Origin of the sequence: Faecalibacterium sp. An192 (assembly GCF_002160175.1) — a bacterium.
In the GTDB taxonomy this organism is placed as follows: Bacteria; Bacillota; Clostridia; order Oscillospirales; family Ruminococcaceae; genus Faecalibacterium.
The window spans coordinates 1-26,879 of sequence record NZ_NFKB01000046.1; the positions used below are offsets into that span (position 1 = coordinate 1).

Sequence of the window (26,879 nt, forward strand, 5' to 3'; positions counted from 1 at the left end):
CTTGGATATGTGTGTATTTTTGTCTGGACATACGAACACCCCCTGTATAGGTTTATTTTCCTACACAGGGGGCGTTTTGTCTATTGTCTGTTTTTACTGGTTCGGTTCAAAGATCGGGGGCGCTTTTCGTTTGCTGTGGTTTTATTTGTGGTACTTCATGCCGGCGTTGATGGTGCAGGCCCGGTAGAGCTGTTCGGTCACCACCAGGCGGGCCAGCTGATGGGGCAGGGTGATCCGTCCCAGGCTGATGCGGGCCGAGGCGGCCCGCTTGACCTCATCGGAGAGCCCGTGGGAGGAGCCAATCACAAAGGCCACATCCCCGGCGCCGCTGCCGGCCTTCTGGGCCAGCAGATCCGCCAGGTCCTCGCTGGAAACAATCTTCCCTTCCACGCAGAGAGCCACCAGGCTCTCCCCCTTGCGTAGGCTGGACAGGATGGCCTTGCCCTCCTTTTCCAGGGCCCGGGCCACCAGGGCGGGGGAAGCGTTCTTTTCCTCGATTTTCTCCTCCGGCAGCTCGATGATCCGGAAGTTGGCAAAGGCGGACAGCCGCTTGGCGTATTCCGCCACGCCCTCGGCGCAGTATTTGGCGTTCAGCTTGCCCAGACAGATCAGGTCAATGTTCTGCATTGGTTCTTCCTTTCCGGCCGGCCTTACAGCAGGCTGGTCTGTTCTGCAATGTCCTCGCCCCGCAGCAGAGCGCCCGCCGCCGGCAGGGTGCGGACCCGGTACCGGTGGGGGTCGGCCAGGTCCAGCCCGGCCGCCGGGCGCACCGAGGTGATGGACTGGTTCCGCTTGAGGGTCACCACCGCCACGCCCTGGCTGTCACGGGTGGCCTTTTCGGGGATCTGAGCCGAGCCCACCAGAAGCAGCCGGCCCGCACTGGTGCGGATGGCGATTTCGGCCTCCTCCGGCAGGAACAGCATGGTGGACAGGGGGTCCTTGTCGCTGTAGGCCCGCAGCAGCTTGCGGCGGTTCTGTTTGGTGGCGTAAGCCGACAGGGGGATCTTGGCGCACTTGCCGCTGGCAAAGAAGAACAGCATCCAGCCGCTGTAATCCCCCGTCAGCACCATCGAGACGATGTTCTCCCCCTCGTCCATGCCCAGGCGGGTGGGCAGATAAATGCCCATCTGGCCCACCTTCCCGTCCTCAAACTCGGCCAGACGGGTCTTGTAGACCTGATGCTGGTCGGTGAAGAACAGAGCCTCCAGATTGTTCCGGGCCTCGGCCTGGACCACAATCTCGTCCCCTTCCTTGAGCTTGTGGGCGCCGGCCGTCCGCAGGCTCTGGGGCGGGATCTTCTTGAGATAGCCCTCCCGGGTGAAAAAGACGGTGACCGGGTAGTCGGGCACTGCCTCCTCTGCGGCGGCGGCTTCCTCCTCGGGCAGGTCGTAGAGGATCTCACTGCGGCGGGGCTGGCCGTACTTTTTGGCCACGGCGGTGAGCTCCTGAATGATGATTTTCCGGATGCGGGCGGGCTTGGCCAGGATGTCGTTCAGGTCGTCGATCTCCTTTTTCAGGGCGTCGATTTCGCCGGTCCGCTTGAGGATATATTCCCGGTTCAGGTGGCGCAGCTTGATTTCGGCCACATAGTCGGCCTGCTGCTCGTCGATGCCGAAGCCGATCATCAGGTTGGGGACCACCTCGTCCTCTTCCTCGGTCTCCCGGATGATGCGGATGGCCTTGTCGATGTCCAGCAGGATGGCCGCCAGGCCTTCCAGCAGGTGGAGGCGTTTTTCCTTGCCGTGGAGATCATAGTAGGTGCGGCGGCGGACGCACTCGGTGCGGAAGGCCGTCCACTCCTGCAGAATCTCCCGGACGCCCATCACCCGGGGCTGGCCCGACACCAGAATATTGAAGTTGCAGCTGAAGCTGTCCTCCAGGGGGGTCAGCTTGAACAGCCGGGTCATCAGCTTGGCAGGGTCCACACCCCGCTTCAGGTCCAGGGTCAGCTTGAGGCCGTTCAGGTCGGTCTCGTCCCGCATGTCGCTGAGTTCTTTCAGCTTGCCGGCCTTGACCAGCTCGGCGATTTTATCCATGATGGCCTCCACCGTGGTGGTGGGAGGGATCTGGGTGATCTCGATCATGTTCTGGCCGGGAACCGCCTGCCAGCGGGCCCGGACCCGGACGCTGCCCCGGCCGGTCTCAAAGATTTCCCGCATCTGGGCGGCGTCGTAGAGAATCTGGCCGCCCCCCACAAAATCGGGGGCCGGCATGGTGGTCCCGATGTCGTGCTGGGGGTCCTTGATGAGGGCGATGGTGGTGGTGCACAGCTCGGCCAGGTTGAAGGAACAGATGTTGCAGGCCATGCCTACCGCGATGCCCAGGGTGTTGTTGGCCAGGATGGTGGGGAAGGTCACCGGCAGGAGGGTGGGCTCGGTGGTGGTGCCGTCGTAGTTGGGGACAAAGTCCACCGTCTCCTTGTCGATGTCCCGAAACAGTTCCTCGCACACCGGCTCCAGCCGGGCCTCGGTGTAACGGGCGGCGGCGTAGGACATATCCCGGCTGTAGGCCTTGCCGAAGTTGCCCTTGCTGTCCACGTAGGGCACCAGCAGGCTCTCGTTGCCCCGGCCCATGCGGACCATGGTGTCGTAAATGGCGGCGTCGCCGTGGGGGTTCAGGTGCATGGTGGCGCCCACGATGTTGGCGGACTTGGTCCGCACCCCCTTCAGCAGGTTCATGTCGTACATGGTGTACAGCAGCTTGCGGTGGGCGGGCTTGAAGCCGTCGATCTCGGGCAGGGCCCGGCTGACGATGACGCTCATCGCGTAGGGCATATAGTTGGTTTCCAGGGTGCGGGTGATGGGGTCCTCCAGGACGCTGCCCGCGTTCAGGATTTCCACCCCTTCTCCCAGCTGGGGCCGCACCGGTTTGGTTTGCTTTTTGGTTGCTTTTTTCGCCATAGTTTTATCGTTTCATCTCCCGGTTGTGCGCGGTCTGTCAGGACAGATCCAGTTCGTCCAGATACTCCGCCCCGTGGGCGGCAATGTGGTCCTTGCGGCCGGCCAGGTTATCGCCCAGCAGGATATCGAACACCTGGGCCGTCTGGGCCGCGTCGGTGGGCATCACCTTGATCAGGCGGCGGCTCTCCGGGTTCATGGTGGTCAGCCACATCATCTCGGGGTCGTTTTCACCCAGACCTTTGGAGCGCTGGATGGTGTACTTTTTGTCCCCGATCTTCTTCAGGAAGGCGGCCTTTTCCGCCTCGGTGTAGGCAAAGCAGGTCTGATCCTTGGTATTGATTTCATACAGCGGGGACTCGGCAATATAGACATAGCCCTTTTCAATCAGGGTGGGGGTCAGGCGGTAGAGCATGGTCAGCACCAGGGTGCGGATCTGATAGCCGTCCACGTCGGCATCGGTACAGATGACGATTTTATTGAACCGCAGATTGTCCAGGTTGAAGGTGGCCAGCTCTTTATTGTACTTGCCGCCCAGCTCGATGCCGCAGCCCATCACCTTGATGAGGTCCACAATGATGTCCGACTTGAAAATCCGGGCATAATCGGCCTTCAGGCAGTTGAGGATTTTGCCGCGGATGGGCATAATGGCCTGGAACTCACTGTCCCGGCTGGTTTTGACGGCGCCCATGGCCGAATCGCCCTCCACGATATACAGTTCCCGGCGGGCGGGGTCCTTGGTGCGGCAGTCCACAAACTTCTGGACCCGGTTGGCCAGGTCGATCTGGGTGGCCAGGGTCTTTTTGATGCTCTGGCGGGTCTTTTCGGCGTGTTCCCGGCTCTGCTTGTTCACCAGGACCTGCTGACAGATCTTCTGGGCCTCCTCCGGCTTTTCCAGGAAGTACACTTCCAGATAGTGTTTGAGGAAGTCGGTCATGGCCTGGGAGATAAACTTGTTGGTGATGGCCTTTTTGGTCTGGTTCTCATAGCTGGTGCGGGTGGAGAAGCTGGAGGACACATACACCAGGCAGTCCTGGATGTCCTGGAAGCTGACGCTGCTCTCCCCCTTCTTGTACATTCCCTTTTCCTTCAGATACTTGTTGATCTGATAGACAAAGGCGGTGCGGACGGCATGCTCAGGGCTGCCGCCGTGTTCCAGCCAGGAAGAGTTGTGGTAAAACTCCAGCATCTGCACCTTATTGGAGAAGCAGAAGGCCGCGCTCATCCGCACCTTATAATCGGGCTGGTCCTCCCGGTCCCGGCCGGTGGCCTCCGACTCACAGGTGAACACCGGGGTCAGGGACTCCTCCCCCGCCACCTCCTGAACATAGTCGGCGATGCCGTTCTGGTAGCAGTAGCTCTCCTGCCAGGGCTTGCCGGTGGCGGGGTCCTTCTCCTTTTCATCGGTAAAGGTGAGGGTCAGGCCGGCGTTGACCACCGCCTGACGGCGCAGCACATCCTTAAAATAGCTGGCCGGCACGTCGATGTCGGTGAAGACCTCCTCGTCCGGCTTCCAGTGGATGACGCTGCCGGTGCGGCGGCCCTTATAAGGTTCCTTCTGCAGGCCGCCCACGTTTTCGCCCTTGGCGAAGTCCAGATGATAGTGGAGGCCGTCCCGGTAGATGTCGGCGGTCATCCAGGCCGAGGCGTACTGGGTGGCGCACAGGCCCAGGCCATTGAGGCCCAGACTGAACTCATAGTTGTCGTCCCCTTCGCCGTACTTGCCGCCGGCGTACATCTCACAGAACAGCAACTCCCAGTTGTAGCGGTTCTCGCCGCTGTTCCAGTCCACCGGGATGCCCCGGGCGAAGTCCTCCACCCGGATGCTGCCATCCTTGCAGCGGGTGACGTTGATCACCTTGCCGTAGCCGTCCCGGGCCTCGTCGATGGAGTTGGAAATGATCTCAAAGATGGAGTGGGCGCAGCCCTCCACCCCGTCGGAGCCGAAAATAACCGCCGGACGCTTGCGGACCCGGTCAGCCCCTTTTAAAGAAGTAATGCTTTCATTGCCGTATTCCTGTTTTTTTGCCATGTTGTTCCTCCGGCAAATTTGCTGATGGATTCTTTTCAAATGTTCATTTAACCATATTCACCGGCCAAAAGTCAAATATACGCCCCTCTCAGAGCAAAAGAAGCAGCGGCGGAACGTCCTTTTTCAACTTTTTTGAAAAAATTTGCATTTTCCTCTTTACAAATTTGGATTTTGCGGTATAATAATCAACGTCCGGTGCGCCTCTGTAGCTCAGTTGGTAGAGCAGGGGACTGAAAATCCCCGTGTCATTGGTTCGATTCCGATCGGAGGCACCATATGCGGCCGTAGCTCATCTGGTAGAGCGCCACCTTGCCAAGGTGGAGGTAGCGAGTTCGAGCCTCGTCGGCCGCTCCATGGGAGTGACAAGTTTCACTCCTTTCTTTTGGCCCGGTAGCTCAGTTGGTTAGAGCACCAGCCTGTCACGCTGGGGGTCGTCGGTTCGAGCCCGATCCGGGTCGCCAACAAATCCTACTCCAATAACATGGAGCGCCCTTCGCCGGGCGGACGCAGGGAAAAATGCGTCGAATATGCGGCCGTAGCTCATCTGGTAGAGCGCCACCTTGCCAAGGTGGAGGTAGCGAGTTCGAGCCTCGTCGGCCGCTCCATAACGGAGCAGATTTTCTGCTCTCTATGGTGGCGTGGCCAAGTGGTAAGGCAAAGGTCTGCAAAACCTTCATTCACCAGTTCAAATCTGGTCGCCACCTCCAGAAACCGCTGTTTCCTTTGGGAGACAGCGGTTTTTTTGTATCCCCTGCCCGGGCTGTGGGCTGAAAGGCAGGTTCCAGCTTTGGTTCCTTGCGCCGGCCCCGGTTCGGTGCTACAATAAGCATATTCCATGAAAGGAGGCCCTGCCCATGTGCCCGGCGTCTTTGCCCGAAAACCGCACCACCCTGACCCCTGACACCCCGGTGCAGTACCTCAAGGGGGTGGGCCCCAAGCTGGCCCAGCGCTTTGAAAAGCTGGGCATCCGCACCCTGGCTGACCTGCTGGAGCATTATCCCCGCCGGTATCTGGACTTTACCCATCCCTATCCCCCCTCCGAGGCCCCGGCCGGGGTGGAGTGCGTGGTCCGGGCCGAACTGCTGTCCAAGCAGGGCGGCCGGTACGTCACCGGGGGCCGCCGGGTGGAGAAAGCCACCGCCGGGGACGATGTGGCCACTTTGGAGCTGACCTGGTTCAACAATCCCTACACCATCCAGAAGCTGGAGGTGGGCCAGGAGTATTTCTTTGAGGGCGAGGTCACCGGCGGGCTGCTGCGCCGCCAGATGGTGAACCCGCAGGTGCGCACCGCCGCCCAGGTGCAGGCCGCGCCCCTGGCGGCCATCTATCCCCAGACCGAGGGCCTCACCAGCAGCGCCATCAGCCGCTGTGTGGCCCAGCTTCTCCCCCATGCCGAATTGCTGGGGGACCCGCTTCCTCCTGCCCTGCTCCAAAAATACCGGATGCCCGGCAAGGCCCAGGCGGTGCGGGACATCCATGCGCCCTCCTCGCCGGAGGCCGCCCAGGAGGCCCGCCGCCGTCTGATCTTTGAGGAGCTGCTGGTGCTCCAGTTGGGAATGGGCCAGATAAAAAACCGCGGCTCCGCCTCCACCGGCGCTCCCATGCGCCGGATTGACCCCGCCCCCTTCTGGGCCAGCCTTCCCTTCTCCCCCACCGGCGCCCAGCGCCGGGCGGTGGATGAGATTCTGGAGGACATGGCCGGAACCGAGTCCATGAACCGTCTTCTTCAGGGCGACGTGGGCAGCGGCAAAACCCTGGTGGCCGCAGCGGCCCTCTGGGCAGCCATCGGCGCAGGGTATCAGGGGGCACTGCTGGCCCCCACCGAACTGCTGGCCGAGCAGCACGCCGAAAACCTGAACCGGATGCTGGCCAAATTCGGCATCCGGGTGGCTCTCCTGACCGGCGGCCTGAAAGCCGCCGCCCGCCGCACCACCCTGGCGGCCATCCGTTCCGGGGAGGCAGATCTGGTGGTTGGCACCCACGCCGTCCTGTCGGAAGGGGTGGAGTTTGCCCGGCTGGGTCTGGCGGTCATCGACGAGCAGCACCGCTTTGGCGTCCGCCAGCGGGGCGCCCTGGCCGAAAAGGGCTGCGCGCCCCACCTGCTGGTGATGAGCGCCACCCCCATCCCCCGGACGCTGGGCCTGCTGATTTACGGCGACCTGGACATCTCCATCCTGGACGAGCTGCCTCCCGGCCGCCGCCCGGTGAAAACCCGGGTGATGACAGGCGCCCGCCGGAAGGATCTCTACGGCTTTCTGGACCGGGAAATCGGCGCGGGGCGTCAGGTCTATATTGTATGCCCCGCCATCGAGGAGGGCCCCGACGCCAGCCTCACCCCCGTCAAAACCTATTACGAGCAGACCGCCAAGGCTCTGCTGCCCAACCGCCGGGTGGGCCTGATGCACGGCAAGCTGAAGCCCAAAGAGAAAGCCGCCGTCATGGAGGACTTCCGCACCGGGCAGCTGGACGCTTTGGTGTCCACCACCGTCATCGAGGTGGGGGTGGACGTGCCCAATGCCACCGTAATGGTCATCGAGAACGCCGAGCGGTACGGCCTGAGCGCCCTGCATCAGCTGCGGGGCCGGGTGGGCCGGGGCGCCGCCGAGAGCTGGTGCTTTCTGGTGAGCGACAACGAGGCCGAAAGCGTCCGCAGCCGGCTGAAATTCCTCTGCTCCACCACCGACGGCTTTGCGGTGGCCCAGTACGACCTGGAAACCCGGGGCCCCGGCGACTTCTTCGGCAGCCGCCAGCACGGCCTGCCGGCCCTTCAGATCGCCGACCTGGCCAACGACACCGCCACCCTTCACGCCGCCCAGAGCGAGGCCGCTGTCCTGCTGGACAAAGACCCTCTGCTCACCGCGCCGGAACACGCCCTGCTGGCCCAGCAGGTCAACCGGATGTTTGAACGCACCGGACCCATGAACTAACATATCGGGAGGTTTGCAACACCATGATATTCACCCTTCCTGTCCACACCCGGGTGGAGGACTTCGATCAGCGGGGCCTGCTGGCCCCGCCTGCCCTCCTATCCATCTTCGAGAACACCGCCTCCCGCCACGCCGAGCTGGTGGGGTATTCCGTCATGAAAGAGAGCCTCTGCTGCGGGATGGCCTGGGTGGTCACCAACTGGCGGATTCAGGTGCTTCGGGCTCCCTCCTATGAGGAGAACTTCTCGGCCAGCACCTGGCTGCGGAATGGTCCCCGCCAGGCCACCCGTGAAATGCTGCTGAAAAGCGAATCGGGGGAGCTGCTGGCCCGGGGCCAGGCCAAGCTGTGCATGGTGGACCGCAGCACCAGCACCCCCCAGCTGCCCTCCCCTGAACGAATGGCCGCCTACCAGCCCGAGGACGCCGCTGCCTTCCCCGACCGGCTGCCCCGGCTGCGGCCTCCCACATCCTACACCGACGAACAGCCGGTTCTGCTGCGCCGCAGCGACATGGACTACAACGACCACCTGCACAACACCGCCTATCTGAATCTGGCTCTGGACGCCGCGCCCCAGGAGATCCTCTCCCAGGGGGTGCGCTCCATCCGCATTTCCTACCGCAGCCCTCTGCGGCGGGGTGACCCTCTGGTGCTCAAGAGCACCCGCCAGGACGGCGGCTGGCTGGTCTCCTTTGTGCGGGAGAACGAGGTCTGCGCGGTGGTAGCCCTCAACGAACAGCTGAAACCCCTGTAACCATACATAAAGCAAAAGGCCCGAACCCTGCGGCACACCGCAAGGTCCGGGTCTTTTTGTATACCATCAGGCAAAAACCGTGTTGATTTTGCCTTTTGTTATGATTTTATAGGGGATGGATCAGAAATCAATTTCCTCCAGCCGCAGCAGGGCCAGAATATAAATCTTGACCGACTGGAGCAGAGCGTCCACCGGGGCCGACTCGTTGGCGCCGTGCATGGGGCCGCCGAAGGAGGGCAGCACCAGGTCGTGGGACTCAGGGCCAAAGCTGACGGCATAGGGGAAGTGGCGGGCGTAAGTGCCGCCGCCCATGGTGAAGGGCTTCTCGTTCTTGCCGGTGACCTGGTTGTAGGTGTCGATGCAGGCCAGGATGGCGGGGGTATCTGCCTCAATATAGAAGGGATCGGCAGCGTCCACATCCTCCAGGGCGGCGCCGTCGCCGATGGCATTGCGGATGGCCTGGGCGATGACCTCGCCGTTGGTGGAGGTGGGATAACGGCTGTCCATGGTCTGGACCATCCGGCCGTCCTCCATATAGATCCGGCCGCCGATGATGGTCAGGGGGCCGAAGGGACCGTCCGAAGTGGCGATGCCCAGGCCCTCGCCGGCGGTGGAGCTGTGCAGCTTGTGGAGGGCCTCCAGATACTTCCGCTCCTCCTCGGTGCACAGGTCATTGGCCAGCAGGTAGTCCACCACCAGGCCGATGGCGTTGACGGTGCCTTCGGGGCTGGCTGCGTGGCCCGACTTGCCCCAGCCGCGGACCCGGACCCCGCCGTTCTCGGGCTCCAGGGTGATGTTGGGGGCGTTCTTCAGGCCCACGATGTCGGCGTCCACCAGGGCGCTGGCGCGGTCCGGCACAGCGTTGTTGGCCACGCCGCCGGTGAAGGAAAGGATCTTGCCTTTGCATACCGGGCTGACCAGCTTGCCGTGGAAGTGGCCCTTCTCGCCGTTGCAGACCGGGAACTCAGCGTCCGGGGTGAAGCAGAAGGCCGGGGCCTTGTTGTGGGCCAGATAGTACTCCACGTCCTTCATGCCGGTCTCCTCGTTGGTGCCGGCCAGGGCGCGGATGGGGTAGCGCAGCTGCACGCCCATCTCCTTGAGGAACTTGAGGGCGTAGAGGGTCACCACCATGGGGCCCTTGTCGTCCATGACGCCGCGGCCCAGAATCCAGCCATCCTGACGGCGCATGGTGAAGGGATCGGCCTCCCAGCCTTCTCCGGCGGGCACCACGTCCACATGGCAGATGGTGGCCAGGTACTTGTCCGGGTCAGCGCCGGGCAGCTCGGCATAGCCGATGTAGCCCTCACAGTTGTGGGTGGCAAGGCCCATCTTGCCGGCCAGCTCCAGAGCCTTGTCCAGAGCGGCCCGGGCCCCCTCGCCGAAGGGTGCGCCCTCCGCCGGGGCGGTCTCGACGCTGTTGATGGCCACCAGAGCGGCGATGTCGTCGAGCAGCTGCTCGCGGTTGGCCGCAATGAAGGCGTCAATCTTTTGATTCAGTTCCTGATCCATAGATATCCATTCCTTTCTATTCTAAAGCCGCCCGCCGGGGCGGGAGCTTTGAGAAACAACAACGGGTTTACACCGCAAAGAAGACGCTGAACACGCCCAGCAGTCCGGCGCTGGCCAGGCCGATGATGATGCCGGCCATCAGGACGCCGCCCATGCAGGCGATCAGCACATCCTTGAACTTCATGTCCAGGATGGACCCCGCCAGGGTGCCGGTCCATGCGCCGGTGCCCGGCAGGGGCACGCCCACAAAGATCAGCAGGGCAATCACCAGGCCGCGGCCGGCCTTGGCCTCCAGAGCGCGGCCGGCCTTTTCGCCCTTGACCACAAAGAACTTGCAGATGCCGCCGATCAGGGGCTTGTTGTAGCCCCAGATCAGGAACTTGCGGGCGAACAGATAGATGAAGGGCACCGGCAGCATGTTGCCCACCACCGCCACCAGATAGGTGGGCAGGGTGTCCAGACCCAGGCCAAAGCCGATGGGGATGGCGCCGCGCAGCTCAATGACGGGAACCATGGAGACGAAAAACACAAACAGATACTTTTCCAGCATGGGGCCTCCTTTGATCAGTTGGTAGCTTTGGGAGCGGGATTGAGCTTCTTCCACTCAATCACAAAGAACAGGATGGTGCAGGTGGACGCCGAGATGAAGTCGCTGACCGGCTCTGCCACATACAGGCCCAGCAGCTGGCTGATGCCCAGCAGGCCAAAGACCCGGGGAATCACCAGGGACAGAGGCAGCAGCAGAATCACCTTGCGCAGCAGGGCGATGAACATACTCAGCTTGGCCTCGCCCAGACCCAGGAAGGTCTGCTGGCAGGCGTTCTGGGCGCCCATGAAGAAGTGGCCCAGCATATAAATCCGCAGCGGTGCGGAGCCTATGGCCACAATGGCCGCGTCGCTGGAGAACAGGCCCAGGAACATCTGGGGTGCAATCTCCACCGCCGCCACCACCAGGGTGGTGACGCTCATGGACACCGTCAGCATGACCTGGAAGGTCTTGCGGACGCGTTCCAGCTTCTGTGCGCCGAAGTTATAGCCGATGAGGGGCTGTGCGCCCTGGCAGAAGCCCTGAACCGGCAGGCTGGCGATCTGGGACACCGAGAACAGGATGCTCATGATGGCCACGGCACTGTCGCCGCCGTAGGTGGCGGCGCCGGTGTTGAAGGACAGCTGAATCAGGCACTCGGTGGCGGTCATCAGGAAGGGCGAGACGCCCAGCGACAGCACCAGCACCAGAATGGCCTTGTCGGGGATGAGGTTTTCTTTGCGGATGCGCAGGACGCTGCGCTTGCCCAGGAAGAAGCAAAGCACCCAGATCATGCTCAGGGCCTGGCTCAGGACGGTGGCCACCGCAGCGCCCACCACGCCCATGTTGAACCCGTAGATAAAGATGGGGTCCAGAACGATGTTGCTGATGGCGCCGATGCAGGTGGTGGCCATGCTGGTCTTGGCAAAGCCCTGGTTGGTGATAAAGGGGGTCATGCCCAGGGTGAACTGGACAAAGATGGTGCCCAGCAGGTAAATCCGCAGATAGGCCATGGCGTAGGGCAGGGTGTTTTCGCTGGCGCCGAAAGCCAGCAGCACCGGCTCACCGTAGATGGTGAACACCACGCTCAGCACCACCGACAGCACCACCAGAATGGTGATGCAGTTGCCCAGGATCTTCTCGGCGGTCTTGTAGTCGCCGCGGCCCATGGCCACCGAGGCCCGGGGCGCGCCGCCCATGCCCACCAGGTTGGAGAAGGCGGTGATCAGGACGATGATGGGATAGGTCACGCCCAGGCCGGCCAGCGCCAGGCTGCCGGTGCCGTGGATGTGGCCCACGTAAATCCGGTCCACGATGTTGTACAGCATGTTGACCAGCTGGGCCAGGGCCGTGGGCAGGGCCAGGCTGAAAATCAGGGGCAGCAGGGGCGCTGTGCCCAGGCGTTGGTCGGCGGTCCCAACGGACGCGGTCTCAGACCGTTTTTCTTCCATAATACCTATATGCTCCTTTCGGTTCAAAGATCAATGACCAATTCCACCGGGCAGTGGTCCGAGCCCATGATCTCGTTATGAATTTCAGCGGCCTGCACCTTGTCGGCGATCCGCCGGGAAACCAGGAAATAGTCGATCCGCCAGCCGGCGTTCCGCTCCCGGGCGCGAAAACGGTAGCTCCACCAGCTGTACTTTACCTCGTCGGGGTGCAGCAGCCGGAAGCTGTCGGCAAAGCCGGCCTCCAGCAGCTGGGTCATGGCGTTCCGTTCCTCGTCGGTGAAGCCGGCGCTGCGGCGGTTGGAGGCGGGGTTCTTGATGTCGATCTCCTGATGGGCCACGTTCAGGTCGCCGCAGAGGATCACCGGCTTTTTGGCGTCCAGATCCAGCAGGTACCGGCGGAACATGGCCTCCCACTCCATCCGGTAGTCCAGGCGCTTGAGCCCGTCCTGACTGTTGGGGGTATAGCAGTTCACCAGGTAAAAACCGGGATATTCCAGGGTGACGACACGGCCCTCCTGGTCGTGCTCCTCCATCCCCACCCCCATGGTCACCGCCAGAGGCTGAGTGCGGCAGTAGCAGGCTGTGCCCGAATATCCCTTGCGCTGGGCCGAGCAGAAATACTCCTGATAGCCCTCGGGGTGGAAATCAGCCTGACCCGGCTGCATTTTGGTCTCCTGCAGGCAAAAGACGTCTGCGTCCAGGGCGGCAAAGCTCTCGGCAAAGCCATGGGACAGGCAGGCCCGCAGGCCGTTGACATTCCAGCTGACTAGTTTCATACAGTGTTCCCTTCTTTTGCTTTAAAGCATGGGGCATGGCCGCCGCCCGCACCGAGCCGGCGTCACGCCAGGTATTTGGTTTTCCAAACGCCGCTGCGGAACCGCCCCACAAAGCAGGCCGAACGGCAAATCCAGTCGATGACCATGGCAATCCAGACGCCCACGGCGCCGTAGCCCATCTGGACCCCCAGCAGATAGCTGAAGCCCAGACGCCAGACCGCCATGCTCAGCACCGAGACGGTCATGGTGAACCGCACATCGTTGGCCGCCCGCAGGGCGTTGGGCAGGACAAAGGCCACCGGCCACAGCAGCAGGCCGCAGCCGCAGTGAATCCGCACCAGCAGGATGGCCAGCTCCATGGTCTCCCCCGACAGGGCATAGATGCCCACCAGCGGTTTGATAAACAGCAGGATAGCCCCGTTGAACAGGCCCATGGTCAGATAGGTCCATTTGAGCAGGCGGCGGGCATAGGCGGCCGCCTGTTCGTTGTCCTGGGCGCCCACGCACCGGCCCACCACCGTAATCATGGCCAGACTGATGGCCTGGCCGGGGATGCAGCCCATGCCGTCCAGGTTGTTGGCCACCGCGTTGGCGGCGATCTGAACGGTGCCGAACAGGGAGATCATGCTCACCACCACAATCCGGCCCGCCTGAAACAGGCTGTTCTCAAAGGCGGACGGGATGCCGATGCCCAGAATCCGCCGGGCTAGGCCTCCGTCCACCCGAAGGGTCATCCGGGCCTGGACGGTGTTGGACTTGCGGCCGCAGGCGGCCAGAATCAGGGCGGCGGCCAGAGCGCGGCTGATGACGGTGGGCCAGGCCACGCCCTCTACGTACATATTTAATCCAAAGATGCAGACGGCATTGCCCACAATGTTGATGGCGTTCATCAGCAGGCTGATCTGCATGGAAATCTTGGAGTTGCCCATACTGCGGAAGATGGCCGCTCCCGCATTGTACAGCGCCAGAAAGGGATAGCTCAGGGCCGTCACCTGCAGATAGCGGACGCCGGCGTCCAGCACGTCCGCCTCGATGCTGCCGTAAAACAGCCGCAGCATGGGCCGGGCCAGCGCCCAGCTGAACAGGCCCAGTCCCAGGCCCAGCAGCAGGCTCAGCAGAACCAGCTGGCCGGCGCTGTCGTCGGTCTCCTTTTTGCGGCCGGCGCCCAGATACTGGCTCACCACCACCGCGCCGCCGGTGGCCAGGGCCGCCAGCAGGTTGATAATCAGGTTGTTGATCATGTCCACCAGGCTGACGCCCGAGACGGCCGCCTCGCCGCAGCGGGATACCATCATGGTGTCCGCCATGCCCACCGTGGTGGCCAGCAGCTGCTCGATCAGCAGCGGCACAATCAGCCGCAGCAGGTCATTGGTGGTAAAAATCGGGCCCCCTGGCCCGTTCTTCAAAATTTTGGGTGTATATACCTCTGACTCTTGTTCCATTCGCTTTTCTTTCGTCCCGGCCCGCCCGTCCGGGCGGGCAAATTTTCCCACAGATCATAAAAACGTACCTGATTATCATAACATAGCCCCGCCGGAATGTAAAGCCCGCTCCCCGGCCCTGCCGGCGGGCTGTCCGTCCCGGAACGACAGACGCCCCTGCGCAAGTTCGGCATTTGTTGCAGCAAAGCTCCCCTATATTTGTGCGCTTTCACGAAAATACGTTTTTACGCTGTTTCAAAGGCTTTTTTGTTCAAAAAAGTCTTGCATTTCCGCGTGAAAAGTGGTATGTTGTATCCCAACGGAGCGCCTTGGATACAAGAATGGTATCCTCCCTGCTTCCCAGGCCCTTTGGCCCCTGCGCTCCGTCCTGAATGTTGCTATTTTCTTCATTTACCTTCTTATCATTTACCCTGCCTGCCCGCGAGGGCAAAGCGGCGGCCCAACCTGCACGGGCCGCCGTTTTTCTTTTGCCGGGCGGCGGCGGATTCTGGGCATCTTGCACGAAAAGACAGTCGTTCCATTGGGAAAGATGTTCTTCCAGCGCCTTGCACCCTGGCTGCAAAGCGTGTATAATACAGACAGTGCAGGCCATCCGCCTGCCGCCGTCCGCCCCGGCAGGGCGGATGCCGGCCGCCCGGCCGGAAGGGGCCATCCCGGCCCCCTGATTGCCAAAAGATCAACAGAGTAAGGCTGTGCGCGTTAAGTGCCGCATCAACGGGGAGTTGTGCTGCGGACGAAGGCGAAGTTTTCCCGCGGTGCACAGCCTGCATCCCGCTGCTGCATGGACCTGGGCGCGGGCCGCGGTATGCCCGTGGCCCGGTGTGAACGCTGCCGGATTTCACGGCCCTCCTTTGTGCGGTTTTGTCGCATGGGGAGGGCCGTTTCTTTGTCCTCCTCTGGCTGGATTCAGAAAAGGAGGCATTGCCATGAATCCGAATCGTCCCAAATCCCTTCGCAGTCTGACCTTCTGTGCCCTGCTCATTGCCATGAGCATCGTGTTCAGCCGGGTGTTCAGCATTTCCACCGGTTTTCTGCGGTTCAACCTGGGCAGCCTGCCGGTGGTGCTGGCGGCGGTCCTGTTCGGACCGGCAGCCGGCTTCGCCGTGGGCGCCATCGCCGACATCATCGGCGGCGTCCTGGCCGGCTACGCCATCAATCCCCTGATCACCCTGGGGGCCGGCGCCGTGGGCCTGTTTGCCGGTCTGGGCTGGCGTTACCTGCCCGCCCGCCGGGACGGCGTCCGACTGGCCGGCGGCATCCTGCTGGGCCACGTCATCGGTTCCATGATTTTGAATTCGCTGGCCCTGTGGCTGTTCTATGGCTATCCCTGGAGCGTGCTGGCCGCCCGCATCCCCAACGCCCTGATCCTGTCGGTGGCGGAATGGTTCCTGATGCGGGCCCTGCTGGCCAATCACAGCCTGATGGCCGCAGCCCGGGGCAGCCTGAACGGGAGGCGTTCGGAATGACTTACGAACAGGCATTGGATTATATTCATGCCATCCACTGGCAGGGCCACAAGCCCGGTCTGGAGCGAACCCAGACCCTGCTGGAAGCCCTGGGCCGGCCCCAGGACAAGCTGCGGTTTGTCCACATAGCGGGCACCAACGGCAAGGGCAGCACCGCCGCCATGCTGGACAGCTGTCTGCGGCAGGCCGGCTACAAGACGGGACTGTTTACTTCCCCTTTCATCAATCGTTTCAATGAGCGCATCCAGATCGACGGCCAGCCCATCCCGGACCAGGACCTGGTCCGGCTAGTGGAGCGGGTGCAGCCGGTGGCCCAGGCCATGACCGACCTGCCCACCGAGTTTGAGCTCATCACCGCCCTGGGAATGCTCTATTTTGCCCAGCAGCACTGTGATATCGTGGTGTTGGAGGTAGGCCTGGGGGGCACGCTGGATTCCACCAACGTCATCGCCGCCCCTGAATGCGCCGTCATCACCGCCCTGGGGATGGACCACATCAAAGAGCTGGGCCCCACCCTGGCGGACATTGCCGCTGCCAAGGCCGGCATCATCAAGCCTAGCTGTCCGGTGGTCAGCTACGGCGGAGAGCCCGAGGCCGACAAGGTCATTGCCGACGTCGCCCGGGCCCGGCACGCTCCTCTGTCGGTGGTGGATTTCGGACGTCTGCACCGGACCAGCGCCAGCCTGGACGGCCTGGTCTTTGATTTCGACGGGATGGAAGGGCTGACCCTTCCCCTGCTGGCCAGCTATCAGCCCCGCAACGCTGCCGTAGCCATCACGGCCCTGCGGGTTCTCCGGAACCGGGGCTGGGATATTCCGGACGAGGCCATCCGCCAGGGTCTGGCCCAGGTGAGCTGGCCGGGCCGGTTTGAGCTGCTTCGCCGGGACCCGCCCTTCCTGCTGGACGGCAGCCACAACGCCCACGGCATGCGGGCCACGGTGGCCAGTCTGCGGGAGCGGTTCCCGGGTGAGAAGTTCGTTTTCCTCATCAGCATCATGGCGGACAAGGATTCCGACGACATGCTCAAGCTGCTTCTGCCTCTGGCCAAGTGTTTTGTGACCGTCACGGCCCCCAGTCCCCGGGCCATTCCGGCGGCTGACCTGGCGGCCCAGATCACGGCCCTGGGCGGCGTAGCCGAGGCGGCGGACACCATTCCGGCCGGTGTGCACCGGGCCGACGCCCTGGCTGACGGCGGGCCCGTCGCCGCCCTCGGCACCCTCTACTTCTCCGGCCCCGTCCGCCTTACTTTTTCAGAGAAAAAGTAAGCAAAAAGCTTTTTACTGTGTACCATACAGTTTCCGGGTCTCCGAAGGTTCCGCGGAGCCGTTTCGCTCCGGCTCGTTCGTTACGTTTGTGCCTGTGGCACGGTACGATGCAAGGCTTCTTTGGATCGGCGCGTCCTGCGGACGAATCAGTTGAGCCGAAGCTTGCGCAGCGATCCGATTTTTGCAAGCGATCACCGCGGCGCGCCGCAAAAATCGGCTAAGCGCAAGAGGGTTCACTGGGTACCATACAGTTTCCGGATCTCCGAAGGTTCCGCGGAGCCGTTTCGCTCCGGCTCGTTCGTTACGTCTGTGCCTGCGGCACGGTACGATGCAAACTGCTGCAAAACGCCATTTTTCGCGGGCCAACGCGTTCTGAGAGTTAATTTTCTTTCGGTCTATACCAACCGTAAACACCTATGCCATGCAAAATCCTCGCTCCTACTCCGGGGCGGGGATTTTTTCTTGCCGTTTTATTCCTCTCTCCCTTTGCTGTTCACAGCACCGGCACGCCGCACCGATTCTTCCGCAAAAAGGCTTTTCCTTATATAGAAGAGAGGATTTTCCATGGCTGGGCTGGGGGTTCTGTCTTTGGCTGAGACAAGGTGCTTTTCCGGCCCACCGGGCACGGCGCTTCCACCGGGAACAGGCACACCGGCCATATTTCACAGCGGGGATACAGCCCCAAGCCGGGGCGTCAGGGTGCCGGTTCAGGCGCCTTCACCGCTGCACTGGATTAAAGCCAAAAAGTGAGTATTCATGCCCACTTGCACCGGCTGAAAGGATTTCACTTTTACTTTTTTGTGCCTGGCTTTTCTTTTGCATTCGGTTGTGGTATCCTAATGGCAGGATAAAGCCCCCCACGGGGCCACAAGGAAGGAGAATGAACGCTCATGAAATTCAGTGAAATGCCTTATGCACGCCCCGATATTGACGCCATTCTGGCGCGGTGCGCCCAGTTTGCCGCCGACGCAGCCGCGGCCGACTCCGACGAAGCTCTGGTGAAACTCTACTACGACCAGAGCGCCGCCATGGCCGACTACACCACCGCCGCCAACCTGGCCAACATCCACTATACCTGCGACACCCGCGATCCCTATTGGCAGGCTGAGCAGGACTTCTTCGACGCCAACGGCCCTGCCGTTTCCAACGCCGTCACCGAGATCTACCGCGCCATCCTGGCCAATCCCCATCTGGACGCCCTCACCGCTGTCTACGGTTCCACCTGTGTGCCCGGCATGCACAACGCGGTCCTGTCGGTGGACAGCCGGGTCACCGCCCTTCAGCAGGAGGCCAACACCATCTCCAGCCTGTACCAGCGTCTGTACGGCGGCGCTCTGGTGGAGCTGGACGGCCAGCAGCTCACCATTCCCCAGCTGGGCCCCTACAAGCAGAGCCTGGACCCCGCCGTCCGCCGCGCTGCCTTTGAGGCCGAGGCCAGCTATTTCGACGCCCACCGGGGCGAGTTCGACGAGCTGTACGAGCGCACCGTCCACAACCTGAACCAACAGGCCGCCATCCTGGGCTACAAGGACTACAGCGAGCTGTCCTATGCCCGGATGAACCGCATCGGCTACGGCCCCGAGGAAATCCGCATCTTCCGGGACCAGGTGGCCCAGGACGTGGTGCCTCTGCTGGCCGAAGTGGTGGCCCGCCGCGCCCGGCGCGCCGGTATCGAGCACCCCACCTTTGCCGACCTGAATGTAGCTTTCCCCGACGGCAACCCCGTACCGGTCAAGGGCTATCAGGTGCGCATGGACGCTGCCCGCACCATGTACCACGAGCTCAGCAGCGAGACGGCCGAGTTCATCGACTTCATGCAGGACAACGAGCTGTTTGATGTTCTCAGCCGTCCCGGCAAGGCCAACGGCGGCTATATGACCATCCTGCCCACCTACAAGGCCCCCTTCATCTTTGCCAACTGGAACGACACCGCCGCCGACGTGGACGTCCTGACCCATGAGGCCGGCCACGCCTTCGAGGGCTATCTGGCCGCCCTGGACGAGGCCATGCCCGAGGACCTGAAATGCCCCAGCATGGAGAGCGCCGAGATCCACTCCATGGCCATGGAGTTCCTCACCGCCCCCTGGCATCATCTGCTGTTCGGCGCAGACACCCCCAAGTACGCCCTCACCCACACCGAGGAGAGCCTGATTTTCCTGGCCTACGGTTGTGAAGTGGATGAGTTCCAGCATATCATGTACCAGCACCCCAACCTGACCCCCGACCAGCGCAACGACGTCTGGCTCAAGCTGGAGAAGAAGTACCGTCCCTGGATCGACTTTGACGGTCTGCCCTTCTACGGCCGGGGCGCAGGCTGGCAGCGTCAGCTCCACATCTACGAGTGCCCCTTCTATTATATCGACTACTGCCTGTCCACCATGGCGGCCCTCCAGTTCTTCCTGCTGAACGAGGCCGACCACGCCGACGCATGGCAGCGGTATCTCCGGCTCTGCCGCCGCGGCGGCACCGCCAGCTACACCGAACTGTGCGAGACCGCCGGCCTCCGCACTCCCTTTGAGGAGGGCAGCGTCAAGGCCATCGCCCAGCCGGTGGCAAACTGGATTGCGGAGCACCAGATCTAATCCCTCAGGAGGAATCATTACCCTATGACCCAAGGCATCCAGCGTTTTTTCAAGGAATTCCGGGCTTTCGCCATGCGCGGCAACGTGCTGGACATGGCTGTGGGCGTCGTGGTTGGCGCCGCCTTCAAGAGCATTGTGGATTCCCTGGTCAACGACATCATTTCCCCTGTCATCGGCCTGTTTTTCAACATGGATTTCTCCCATGTGGTGATTCAGGTGGGGCAGGTATCCATCGGCATCGGGTCCTTTCTCAATGCCGTCATCAATTTCCTGATCGTCGCCCTGTCCCTGTTTGTGGTGATCAAAGCGGCCAACAAGGCCGCCTCCTTCCGCAAGAAAAAGGAGACCCCCGCCGCTCCCACCACCCGCATCTGCCCCTATTGCCAGAGTGAGATCTCCATCAAGGCCACCCGCTGCCCCCACTGCACCTCGATGATTGATCCCCCTGCCCCGTAACACTTTTTGATTTTTTCAAACCGAAAAGCCCCCGCCTGCACCGTGTCGCGCGGTGTTGGGCGGGGGCTTTAGCATGTATGCCTGGTGTATGTTAAGAAGAAGATTAAGGAAGAAGGAGTCTCGTGTTTTGTTTTGGGAGAGCCGGGACGCGGTTTACTTCACGTCGGTCAGCTCAGCCAGCTTGTGGTAGATCTCGGTGTTGTCGAAAGCACCGGTGAACTTGTCGGAGCCTGCGCCCACAGCGTAGATGTTGACAGGGGCGCCGGTGTGGCTCCAGGTGGTGTGGTCCATGCCGGACTTGTGGTTCAGCACATGGCACAGCTCGACCGAGAAGGGCTGATAGGTGCCGTACAGCTCGTAATCGCGCTGGGTCATGTCGCCCTGGCCGGCGGCGCCGACGGTCATGCTGCGCTCGTAAGCAGTGCGCAGGCCCTCGAGCTCGTAGTCGGTGAGGATCAGGTTCTCGTACTCGGGGTTGGCGGCGTCGGCATCATTCGCGGTGATGAGGCCGAACGCCTTCTTGGCCTCGGCCATGGCAGCCTCGAAGGAAGCGCCCTGGGCGCGCAGGGTGTCGATGATGCTGTCGAACTTGACAAAGGACATGGTCTGCTTGGTCAGGTTGGTCAGATAGGTGTCGTAGTTGGTGGTGGTGAAGCCGATGGTCATGCCGCCGGTCTCGTGGTCGGCGGTGACCAGGATCAGGGTGTCGTTGGGGTGCTGGTTGTAGAAGTCGACGGCCACCTGGACGGCGTTGCTCATCTCCAGCACATCGTGGATGGAGGCGGCGGTGTCGTTGGCGTGGCAGGCCCAGTCGATCTTGCCCGACTCGGCCATCATGAAGAAGCCGTTGGGGTTATCCAGCACTTCGATGCCCTTGCGGACGTAGTCGGACAGCTGCCACTCGCCGGCGGCGGCGTCGATGGAGTAGTTCATGGCGGCGGCGTCGGCGCGCTGCTCAGCGATGACCAGGGCCTTGTCGCCGGCCTTCAGGGCAGCGGCGCCGGCCTGGGTGGTGACCAGCTTGTAGCCCTTGGCGATGGCCATGTCGTAGTTGGAGACGGCGCCGCCGCGGGGATCCTGGAAGTCGCCGCCGGCAAAGTACTCAAAGCCGCTGTTGGCCAGCTCCTCGCCGATCTCGTAGTAGTTCTTGCGGCTGGCCTGATGGGCGTAGAAGGCGGCGGGGGTGGCGTGGTCGATGTTGACGGTGCTCAGGATGCCGACCTTGTAGCCCTTCTGGCTGTGCAACTTCTCGGCGATGGTCTCGAAGGGGACGTCACGGGTCCAGGGGGTCATGTTGATGACGCCGGACTCGGTCTTTTCGCCCGAAGCGATGGAGGTGGCGGTGGAAGCGGAGTCGGGGCAGAAGGAGGTGGAGTCATAGGTGGTGACGCTGCCGACGAAGGGGAACTTCATGAAGCTCAGCTCGGCGGGGGTCACAGCGCCGTTGTTCTCGACGGTGCCCTTGTAGAAGGAGGCGGACTGGATCTGGGCCACGCCCATGCCGTCGCCGATGAACAGGAAGATGTACTTGGGGGTCTTGCCGCCGAACATACCGTCAAACAGGCCGTTCTCCTGGGCGGCAGCCTTGGGCTCGGCGGCCGAGGCGACGGCGGCATTGGCAGCCACCAGGCTGGCCACCGAGGCGGCAGCGCCGGCCTTCAGGAAGCTGCGGCGGGAAAATTTCACGTTCTTCATACCAATTTCCTTTCTCTCGTACCCAATATGCGGCGGGCCTCGCAGCCCTGCCCCGGCCCATCTGTTCGGGCCCTCATGTCTTGTTCCCCGGGTGATCCCGGGTCCTCTTTGGGACGGCTTTATTGTATCCTAAGCCGCTTTTTGGTGAAACCATGTCTGCGCAAAACTTTGGTAAAAAGTAACAGCCTGTTTTGCCGCCCAATGTAAAAAGGCGGTTTTCTGTGTAAAATTCACATACATACGCGGGGAGGCTCTTTGCATCCAGCCCAAAAAGATTGCTTTATTCGTATGAATTCTAAGCAAAGCGACAAAATCCAGCCCGTTATCCCTCAAAACATTGAAATGTTCATAATGGGGTGTTATTCTGTATGATATCGAACGATATACCCCGACGGGTCCGTTCGAGACGCCAGACAACCTTTTTGGATTTATAAATATGGGTATACAATGAAAGAGATCATGAAACGTTTAAGTCTCGGCCTGGACATTGGCTCCACCACCGTCAAGGCCGTCCTCACCGACCGGCAGACCGGGCAGATTCTGTTCCGCCGCTACCAGCGCCACCACGCCGAGCAGCGGCGCACCCTCTGCGAGCTGCTGAGCGCCGTGTGTGAAAAGTTCGCCGGGCTGCCCATGCGGATTGCGGTGTGCGGCTCGGGCGGCCGGCCCCTGGCCGACCAGATGGGCGCCTGCTACGTCCAGGAAGTGGTGGCCAACGGCGCCGCCGTCCGCGCCCTCTACCCTGCCGCCCGCACCGCCGTGGAGCTGGGCGGCCAGGACGCCAAAGTTATCTTTTTCCGCCAGGAGGAGGACGGCACCCTGACCACCTCCGACATGCGGATGAACGGCAGCTGCGCCGGCGGCACCGGCGCTTTTATCGATGAGATCGCCGCCCTGCTGCGGGTTCCCTCCGAGCAGTTCGACGCCCTGGCCGCCCAGGGCAAGCAGGTCTACAGCATTTCGGGCCGGTGCGGCGTCTTTGCCAAGACCGACATCCAGACCCTGCTGAACCAGGGCGCCAGCCGGGCCGACATTGCCCTGTCCGCCTTCCATGCCATCGCCAAGCAGACCATCGGCGGCCTGGCCCAGGGCCTGGAAATGACCCCGCCGGTCATCTTTGAGGGCGGCCCTCTGACCTACAACCCCACCCTGATCCGGGTGTTTGCTGAGCGTCTGGGCCTGACCCCGGAACAGGTCATCCGCCCCGACAACGCCGACACCATTGTGGCCCTGGGCGCCGCCCTGGCCATGGATGAGCTGTATCCCCTGCCCACCGGCCGGGCCGCTCCCATGACCCCCGAGACCGCGCTGGAACGGCTGTCCGCCGCCCCCGAGGTCACCGAACAGCACACCGCCCAGCGGTATTTTGCCTCCGACGCCGAGCGGGACGCCTGGAAGGCCAGCCACACCCTGCCCCAGCTGGCAGAGCCGGAAACCCAGCCCGGGGACACCCTGCGGGTGTACATCGGCGTGGACGCCGGTAGCACCACCAGCAAGCTGGTTCTGATGGACGAGAACGAGCAGGTGCTGGACCGCTTTTACGCCAGCAACCGGGGCGATCCCATCGAAGTGATCCGCCGCGGCCTGCAGGAGATGTACAAAAAGTATACTGCCAAAGGCGTTAAACTCAAAGTTTTGGGTTTGGGCACCACCGGCTACGGCGAAGTGATGCTGAGCAAGGCCTTCGGCGGGGATTATCACACGGTGGAGACGGTGGCCCACGCCTCGGCGGCCTGCCATTATCTGCCGGATGTGACCTTCCTGCTGGACATCGGCGGCCAGGACATGAAAGCCATCTGGATCAAGGACGGCGTGGTCACCAATATGCTGCTGAACGAGGCCTGTTCCTCGGGCTGCGGCTCCTTCCTGGCGGAATTTGCCGCCGGGCTGGGGATTCCGGTGGAGGACATCGCCGACGCAGCTTTCCGGGCCGAGAACCCGGCCGAGCTGGGCAGCCGCTGCACCGTCTTTATGAACAGCAGCATCATCACCGAACAGAAAAACGGCCGCACCCCCGACGACATCATGGCGGGCCTGTGCCGTTCCATTATTAAGAATGTCTTTACCAAGGTAGTCCGCATCCCCAACACCGATGTGCTGGGCAGCCGGATTGTGGTGCAGGGCGGCACCTTCAAAAACGACGCCGTCCTGCGGGCGCTGGAACAGTATCTGGGCTGCACCGTCACCCGCGCCCCCTACCCCGGCGAGATGGGCGCCATCGGCGCGGCCCTCCTGACCAAACGTCAGGCCGAGGCCAACGGCAACCCCGCCAGCCATTTCATCGGCTTTGAGGCCCTGGACACCTTTACATACACCCAGAGCCAGAATGAGCCCTGCCCCTTCTGTCAGAACCACTGCACCCGCACCGTCATCCGGTTCCCCAGCGGGGAGAGCTTTGTCACCGGCAACCGGTGCGAGCGGGGCGAGATTCTGGGCGACCCCAAGGACAGCGCCGTCCAGGCCCGGGTCCGCCAGACCAATCAGAACATCCAGAGCATTCCCAACCTGTTCGCCCTGCGGGAAAAGCTCCTGTTCGCCGACTACGACGCCCCCGCCCTGGCCCCCGACCGCGGGGTGACCATCGGCATTCCCCGGGTCCTCTCCTTCTGGGAGACCATGCCCTTCTGGAATGCCTTCTGGCGCAGCCTGGGCTTTAAGATTCAGCTGTCGGGCAAGAGCACCCGTCCCCTCTACGAGGAGGGCCTGTCGGCGGTGACCTCCGACACCGTCTGTTTCCCGGCCAAGCTGGTTCACGGCCATCTGCGGGACCTGGCCAAGCGGAAGGTGGACCGGATTTTCATGCCCTCCATCACCACCGTCCAGCCCGAGGGCACCGCTTCCACCAGCGAGTCCATGTGCGCGGTGGTGAAGGGCTATCCCATCGTCATCCGCAATTCGGACGATCCCCAGAAGCGCTGGGGCATCCCCTTTGACGCCCCCCTGTTCCACTGGCACCGCCGGACCGACCGGGACCGCCAGCTGGCCGACTACATGGCTGCCGCCTTCGGCATCGACAAAGAGCTGACCCGCCGGGCCATTGCCCTGGGCGACGCCGCCCAGACCAGCTTTTCGGACCAGCTCAAGGCCGCCGGCCAGGCGGTGCTGGACCGCTGCCACGCCGAAAACCGCTATGCGGTGGTGCTGGCCAGCCGTCCCTACCAGAACGACGAACTGGTCAACCACGCTCTGCCCGATCTGTTCGTCAGCCTGGGGATTCCGGTGCTGACCAACGACTCCCTGCCCGATGTGAACAAGGTGGACCTGTCCCGCAGCCGTCTGGACATCGTCAACAACTACCACGCCCGGATGCTGGCCTCCGCCGTTCTGGCTGCCCGGGATGACTGTCTGGAGTACGTCCAGATCGTCAGCTTCGGCTGCGGCCACGACGCCTATCTGTCGGACGAAATCACCCGCATGATGCATGAGATCTCGGGCAAGAGTCCTCTGATCCTCAAGCTGGACGAGAGCGACGCCCAGGGCTCCTTGCGGATCCGGGTCCGGTCCTTTGTGGAGACGGCGGCCCTGCGCCGGGCCCAGGGCGCCCGGGCTGAGGTGCATCCCCTGCCCGATCCCTATCCCGTCAAGTTCACCAAGGCCGACATCCAGGAGCGGGTGGTCCTGGTGCCCAACACCTCCCACGCCTTCTGCCGGGTGATGTCGGCGGCCTTTGCCTCCCAGCACGTCCGGGCCGTTCCGCTGGAAGTGGGCCGGGAGGAGGCCATCCGTCTGGGCAAGCAGTATGTGCACAACGACATCTGTTTCCCCGCCCAGATTGTCATCGGCGAAATCCTGGCGGCCCTCCGCAGCGGCAAGTACGATCTGGACCACACCGGCGTGGCCATGGCCAAGTACATTGGCGACTGCCGTCTGACCCACTACAGCGCCCTGCTGCGGAAAGCCCTGGACGACGCCGGTTTCGCCCAGATTCCCATTCTGACCAACGACGACAAGGACAGCCACAACATGCACCCCGGCTTCAAGATGAATCTGGCGTCCTCCTTCAATCTGGTGTTCTCCCTGCCCATGATCGACGTCATGGAGGAGCTGCTGCGGAAAATCCGCCCCTATGAGAAGGTGCCCGGCGCAGCTGAGCAGGCCTTTGAGGCCGGCATGGACGACATTGTGGACGGCATGACCCGCCACGGCATTCCCGGCCTGAAAAAGGGTTTTGAGAAGGCCATCGACCGGATGAAGGCGGTGGAGTACGACCGCTCCAACCCCCGCCCCACCGTCCTGATCGTGGGCGAGTACCTGCTGAACTTCCACCCCGGCGCCAACCACGACATCGAGAAGTATCTAGAAACCAACGGCTTCGAGATCATCGAGGCCCGGATGACCGACGTCATCCGCAAGACCTACTTCTATATGGACGCCCAGATCAAGGAGTACCACATCTCCAAGCCTCTGGGCGAAAAGATCTGGTACCGCACCGCCGACGAGGTGTTCAACGCGGCCCACGCCATGACCGATTCCATCGCCAAGCGGCATCCCCTGTACCACCGGGCCGCCCGGATGCAGGACATTGTCCGGGCCAGCGACCCCATCATCCACCACACCTTTGACGCCGGCGAGGGCGTTTTGATTCCCGCCGAAATCCTCCACCACGCCAAGGAGGGCTGCCGCAGCTTCATCATCCTGCAGCCCTTCGGCTGCCTGCCCAACCATGTGGTGGGCCGCGGCGTGGCCAAGCGGCTGAAGGAAATCTATCCCGACGCCCAGATCCTGCCCCTGGACTACGACCCCGACGTCAGTTTCGCCAACCTGGAGAACCGTCTCCAGATGCTGATTATGACCGAAAAGGCCCGCCGTCCGGCATCGGCTCCCGCACAAGAGTCCGCCGGACAGAACCCGCCGGCGCCCCCGGCCGCTGCCTCCGGCGCCCAGCCCAGAAAGCGGGCTGCCAGCGCCCGCCGCGGCAGCCGCACCGCCGCCGTTGTCCCGGTACAATCCTGATTTTCACCCCCAAGCCCCTGCCCGCCCGGCAGGGGCTTTTGTTGTATAACGAAAACCACTCGCTAGGCGAGTGGTTCGAAAAAAGACTTATGTCGATGATGATGACAGAAAAACTCCCTTTGCTTAAAATGGAAGTGCGGTCTGCCAACT

The 26,879-nt window shown here is 62.5% G+C and carries 16 protein-coding genes, 5 tRNA genes and 1 riboswitch; of the genes, 12 read left to right on the forward strand and 9 right to left on the reverse strand.

What is annotated here, in order from left to right; genetic code table 11:
• Positions 1 to 141 precede the first annotated feature (141 nt).
• Genes B5F27_RS12650 through B5F27_RS12660 form a run of 3 tightly spaced genes read right to left on the reverse strand, consistent with a single transcriptional unit; the run spans position 142 to position 4,929 of the window.
• Positions 142 to 627, reverse strand: coding sequence for a 23S rRNA (pseudouridine(1915)-N(3))-methyltransferase RlmH (locus tag B5F27_RS12650; RefSeq protein ID WP_087368280.1), 486 nt, complete (start codon positions 625 to 627; stop codon positions 142 to 144).
• Positions 628 to 650: 23 nt separating this feature from the next.
• Positions 651 to 2,900: a DNA gyrase subunit A gene (locus tag B5F27_RS12655; protein WP_087368282.1), complete on the reverse strand. Its 2,250-nt coding sequence runs from the start codon at positions 2,898 to 2,900 to the stop codon at positions 651 to 653.
• 37 nt (positions 2,901 to 2,937) lie between these two features.
• Complete coding sequence (locus B5F27_RS12660; protein ID WP_087246376.1) at positions 2,938 to 4,929, reverse strand: toprim domain-containing protein; 1,992 nt, start codon at positions 4,927 to 4,929, stop codon at positions 2,938 to 2,940.
• Between the two features lie 199 nt (positions 4,930 to 5,128).
• On the opposite strand from B5F27_RS12660, the gene B5F27_RS12665 reads away from it, so the two are divergent.
• The 7 genes from B5F27_RS12665 (at position 5,129) to B5F27_RS12695 (ending at position 8,608) form a co-directional block, all read left to right on the forward strand.
• Positions 5,129 to 5,204 (forward strand) — tRNA-Phe (locus B5F27_RS12665).
• A gap of 3 nt (positions 5,205 to 5,207) precedes the next feature.
• Positions 5,208 to 5,283 (forward strand) — tRNA-Gly (locus B5F27_RS12670).
• Between the two features lie 30 nt (positions 5,284 to 5,313).
• Positions 5,314 to 5,390 (forward strand) — tRNA-Asp (locus tag B5F27_RS12675).
• 68 nt (positions 5,391 to 5,458) lie between these two features.
• Positions 5,459 to 5,534 (forward strand) — tRNA-Gly (locus B5F27_RS12680).
• A 27-nt stretch (positions 5,535 to 5,561) separates the two neighbouring features.
• Positions 5,562 to 5,636 (forward strand) — tRNA-Cys (locus B5F27_RS12685).
• Positions 5,637 to 5,783: 147 nt separating this feature from the next.
• Positions 5,784 to 7,856: an ATP-dependent DNA helicase RecG gene (recG, locus tag B5F27_RS12690; protein ID WP_164488785.1), complete on the forward strand. Its 2,073-nt coding sequence runs from the start codon at positions 5,784 to 5,786 to the stop codon at positions 7,854 to 7,856.
• 23 nt (positions 7,857 to 7,879) lie between these two features.
• Positions 7,880 to 8,608 (forward strand): acyl-ACP thioesterase domain-containing protein, encoded by a 729-nt coding sequence (locus B5F27_RS12695; protein ID WP_087246377.1) that lies wholly within the window; start codon positions 7,880 to 7,882, stop codon positions 8,606 to 8,608.
• A gap of 120 nt (positions 8,609 to 8,728) precedes the next feature.
• Here B5F27_RS12695 and B5F27_RS12700 read toward each other — a convergent pair whose 3' ends face one another.
• The 5 genes from B5F27_RS12700 to B5F27_RS12720 form a co-directional block, all read right to left on the reverse strand.
• Positions 8,729 to 10,117 carry a Sapep family Mn(2+)-dependent dipeptidase gene (locus tag B5F27_RS12700; protein ID WP_087246378.1) on the reverse strand — a complete coding sequence of 463 codons (1,389 nt, stop codon included), beginning with the start codon at positions 10,115 to 10,117 and terminating at the stop codon, positions 8,729 to 8,731.
• 67 nt (positions 10,118 to 10,184) lie between these two features.
• The gene (locus tag B5F27_RS12705; protein ID WP_087246379.1) at positions 10,185 to 10,667 is read right to left on the reverse strand and encodes a small multi-drug export protein; all 483 of its coding nucleotides are present in this window, start codon (positions 10,665 to 10,667) and stop codon (positions 10,185 to 10,187) included.
• A 14-nt stretch (positions 10,668 to 10,681) separates the two neighbouring features.
• Complete coding sequence (locus B5F27_RS12710; RefSeq protein ID WP_087368285.1) at positions 10,682 to 12,094, reverse strand: MATE family efflux transporter; 1,413 nt, start codon at positions 12,092 to 12,094, stop codon at positions 10,682 to 10,684.
• 23 nt (positions 12,095 to 12,117) lie between these two features.
• Entirely contained in the window at positions 12,118 to 12,870 is a 753-nt protein-coding gene (locus tag B5F27_RS12715; RefSeq protein ID WP_087246381.1) for an exodeoxyribonuclease III, read from the reverse strand.
• A 62-nt stretch (positions 12,871 to 12,932) separates the two neighbouring features.
• Complete coding sequence (locus B5F27_RS12720; RefSeq protein ID WP_087368286.1) at positions 12,933 to 14,312, reverse strand: MATE family efflux transporter; 1,380 nt, start codon at positions 14,310 to 14,312, stop codon at positions 12,933 to 12,935.
• Positions 14,313 to 14,990: 678 nt separating this feature from the next.
• A riboswitch (THF riboswitch) is annotated at positions 14,991 to 15,091 on the forward strand.
• Between the two features lie 147 nt (positions 15,092 to 15,238).
• Between B5F27_RS12720 and B5F27_RS12730 the strand changes: the two genes are divergently transcribed.
• The 4 genes from B5F27_RS12730 (at position 15,239) to mscL (ending at position 20,081) form a co-directional block, all read left to right on the forward strand.
• Positions 15,239 to 15,778 carry a folate family ECF transporter S component gene (locus B5F27_RS12730; protein WP_087246383.1) on the forward strand — a complete coding sequence of 180 codons (540 nt, stop codon included), beginning with the start codon at positions 15,239 to 15,241 and terminating at the stop codon, positions 15,776 to 15,778.
• On the forward strand, positions 15,775 to 17,043 hold the full coding sequence (locus tag B5F27_RS12735; protein WP_087368291.1) for a folylpolyglutamate synthase/dihydrofolate synthase family protein: 1,269 nt from the start codon (positions 15,775 to 15,777) through the stop codon (positions 17,041 to 17,043). Before B5F27_RS12730 ends, B5F27_RS12735 begins: the two co-directional genes overlap by 4 nt.
• Before the next feature lie 890 nt (positions 17,044 to 17,933).
• Positions 17,934 to 19,625, forward strand: a complete 1,692-nt coding sequence (locus tag B5F27_RS12740) for a M3 family oligoendopeptidase (RefSeq protein WP_087368293.1) — start codon at positions 17,934 to 17,936, stop codon at positions 19,623 to 19,625.
• Positions 19,626 to 19,649: 24 nt separating this feature from the next.
• Positions 19,650 to 20,081 carry a large conductance mechanosensitive channel protein MscL gene (gene mscL / locus B5F27_RS12745; protein ID WP_087368294.1) on the forward strand — a complete coding sequence of 144 codons (432 nt, stop codon included), beginning with the start codon at positions 19,650 to 19,652 and terminating at the stop codon, positions 20,079 to 20,081.
• A gap of 153 nt (positions 20,082 to 20,234) precedes the next feature.
• On the opposite strand, the gene B5F27_RS12750 is transcribed toward mscL, so the two are convergent.
• Positions 20,235 to 21,776, reverse strand: a complete 1,542-nt coding sequence (locus B5F27_RS12750) for an alkaline phosphatase (RefSeq protein WP_087368296.1) — start codon at positions 21,774 to 21,776, stop codon at positions 20,235 to 20,237.
• Positions 21,777 to 22,235: 459 nt separating this feature from the next.
• Here B5F27_RS12750 and B5F27_RS12755 point away from each other — a divergent pair, with 459 nt between their 5' ends.
• Positions 22,236 to 26,729, forward strand: coding sequence for an acyl-CoA dehydratase activase (locus tag B5F27_RS12755; RefSeq protein WP_242962190.1), 4,494 nt, complete (start codon positions 22,236 to 22,238; stop codon positions 26,727 to 26,729).
• Positions 26,730 to 26,879 lie beyond the last annotated feature (150 nt).

Coding starts and splice junctions, on each gene's coding strand:
- B5F27_RS12650 (WP_087368280.1), bottom strand. CDS start 627: ATGCAGAACATTGACCTGATCTGTCTGGGCAAGCTGAACGCCAAATAC.
- B5F27_RS12655 (WP_087368282.1), bottom strand. CDS start 2,900: ATGGCGAAAAAAGCAACCAAAAAGCAAACCAAACCGGTGCGGCCCCAG.
- B5F27_RS12660 (WP_087246376.1), bottom strand. CDS start 4,929: ATGGCAAAAAAACAGGAATACGGCAATGAAAGCATTACTTCTTTAAAA.
- recG (WP_164488785.1), top strand. CDS start 5,784: ATGTGCCCGGCGTCTTTGCCCGAAAACCGCACCACCCTGACCCCTGAC.
- B5F27_RS12695 (WP_087246377.1), top strand. CDS start 7,880: ATGATATTCACCCTTCCTGTCCACACCCGGGTGGAGGACTTCGATCAG.
- B5F27_RS12700 (WP_087246378.1), bottom strand. CDS start 10,117: ATGGATCAGGAACTGAATCAAAAGATTGACGCCTTCATTGCGGCCAAC.
- B5F27_RS12705 (WP_087246379.1), bottom strand. CDS start 10,667: ATGCTGGAAAAGTATCTGTTTGTGTTTTTCGTCTCCATGGTTCCCGTC.
- B5F27_RS12710 (WP_087368285.1), bottom strand. CDS start 12,094: ATGGAAGAAAAACGGTCTGAGACCGCGTCCGTTGGGACCGCCGACCAA.
- B5F27_RS12715 (WP_087246381.1), bottom strand. CDS start 12,870: ATGAAACTAGTCAGCTGGAATGTCAACGGCCTGCGGGCCTGCCTGTCC.
- B5F27_RS12720 (WP_087368286.1), bottom strand. CDS start 14,312: ATGGAACAAGAGTCAGAGGTATATACACCCAAAATTTTGAAGAACGGG.
- B5F27_RS12730 (WP_087246383.1), top strand. CDS start 15,239: ATGAATCCGAATCGTCCCAAATCCCTTCGCAGTCTGACCTTCTGTGCC.
- B5F27_RS12735 (WP_087368291.1), top strand. CDS start 15,775: ATGACTTACGAACAGGCATTGGATTATATTCATGCCATCCACTGGCAG.
- B5F27_RS12740 (WP_087368293.1), top strand. CDS start 17,934: ATGAAATTCAGTGAAATGCCTTATGCACGCCCCGATATTGACGCCATT.
- mscL (WP_087368294.1), top strand. CDS start 19,650: ATGACCCAAGGCATCCAGCGTTTTTTCAAGGAATTCCGGGCTTTCGCC.
- B5F27_RS12750 (WP_087368296.1), bottom strand. CDS start 21,776: ATGAAGAACGTGAAATTTTCCCGCCGCAGCTTCCTGAAGGCCGGCGCT.
- B5F27_RS12755 (WP_242962190.1), top strand. CDS start 22,236: ATGAAACGTTTAAGTCTCGGCCTGGACATTGGCTCCACCACCGTCAAG.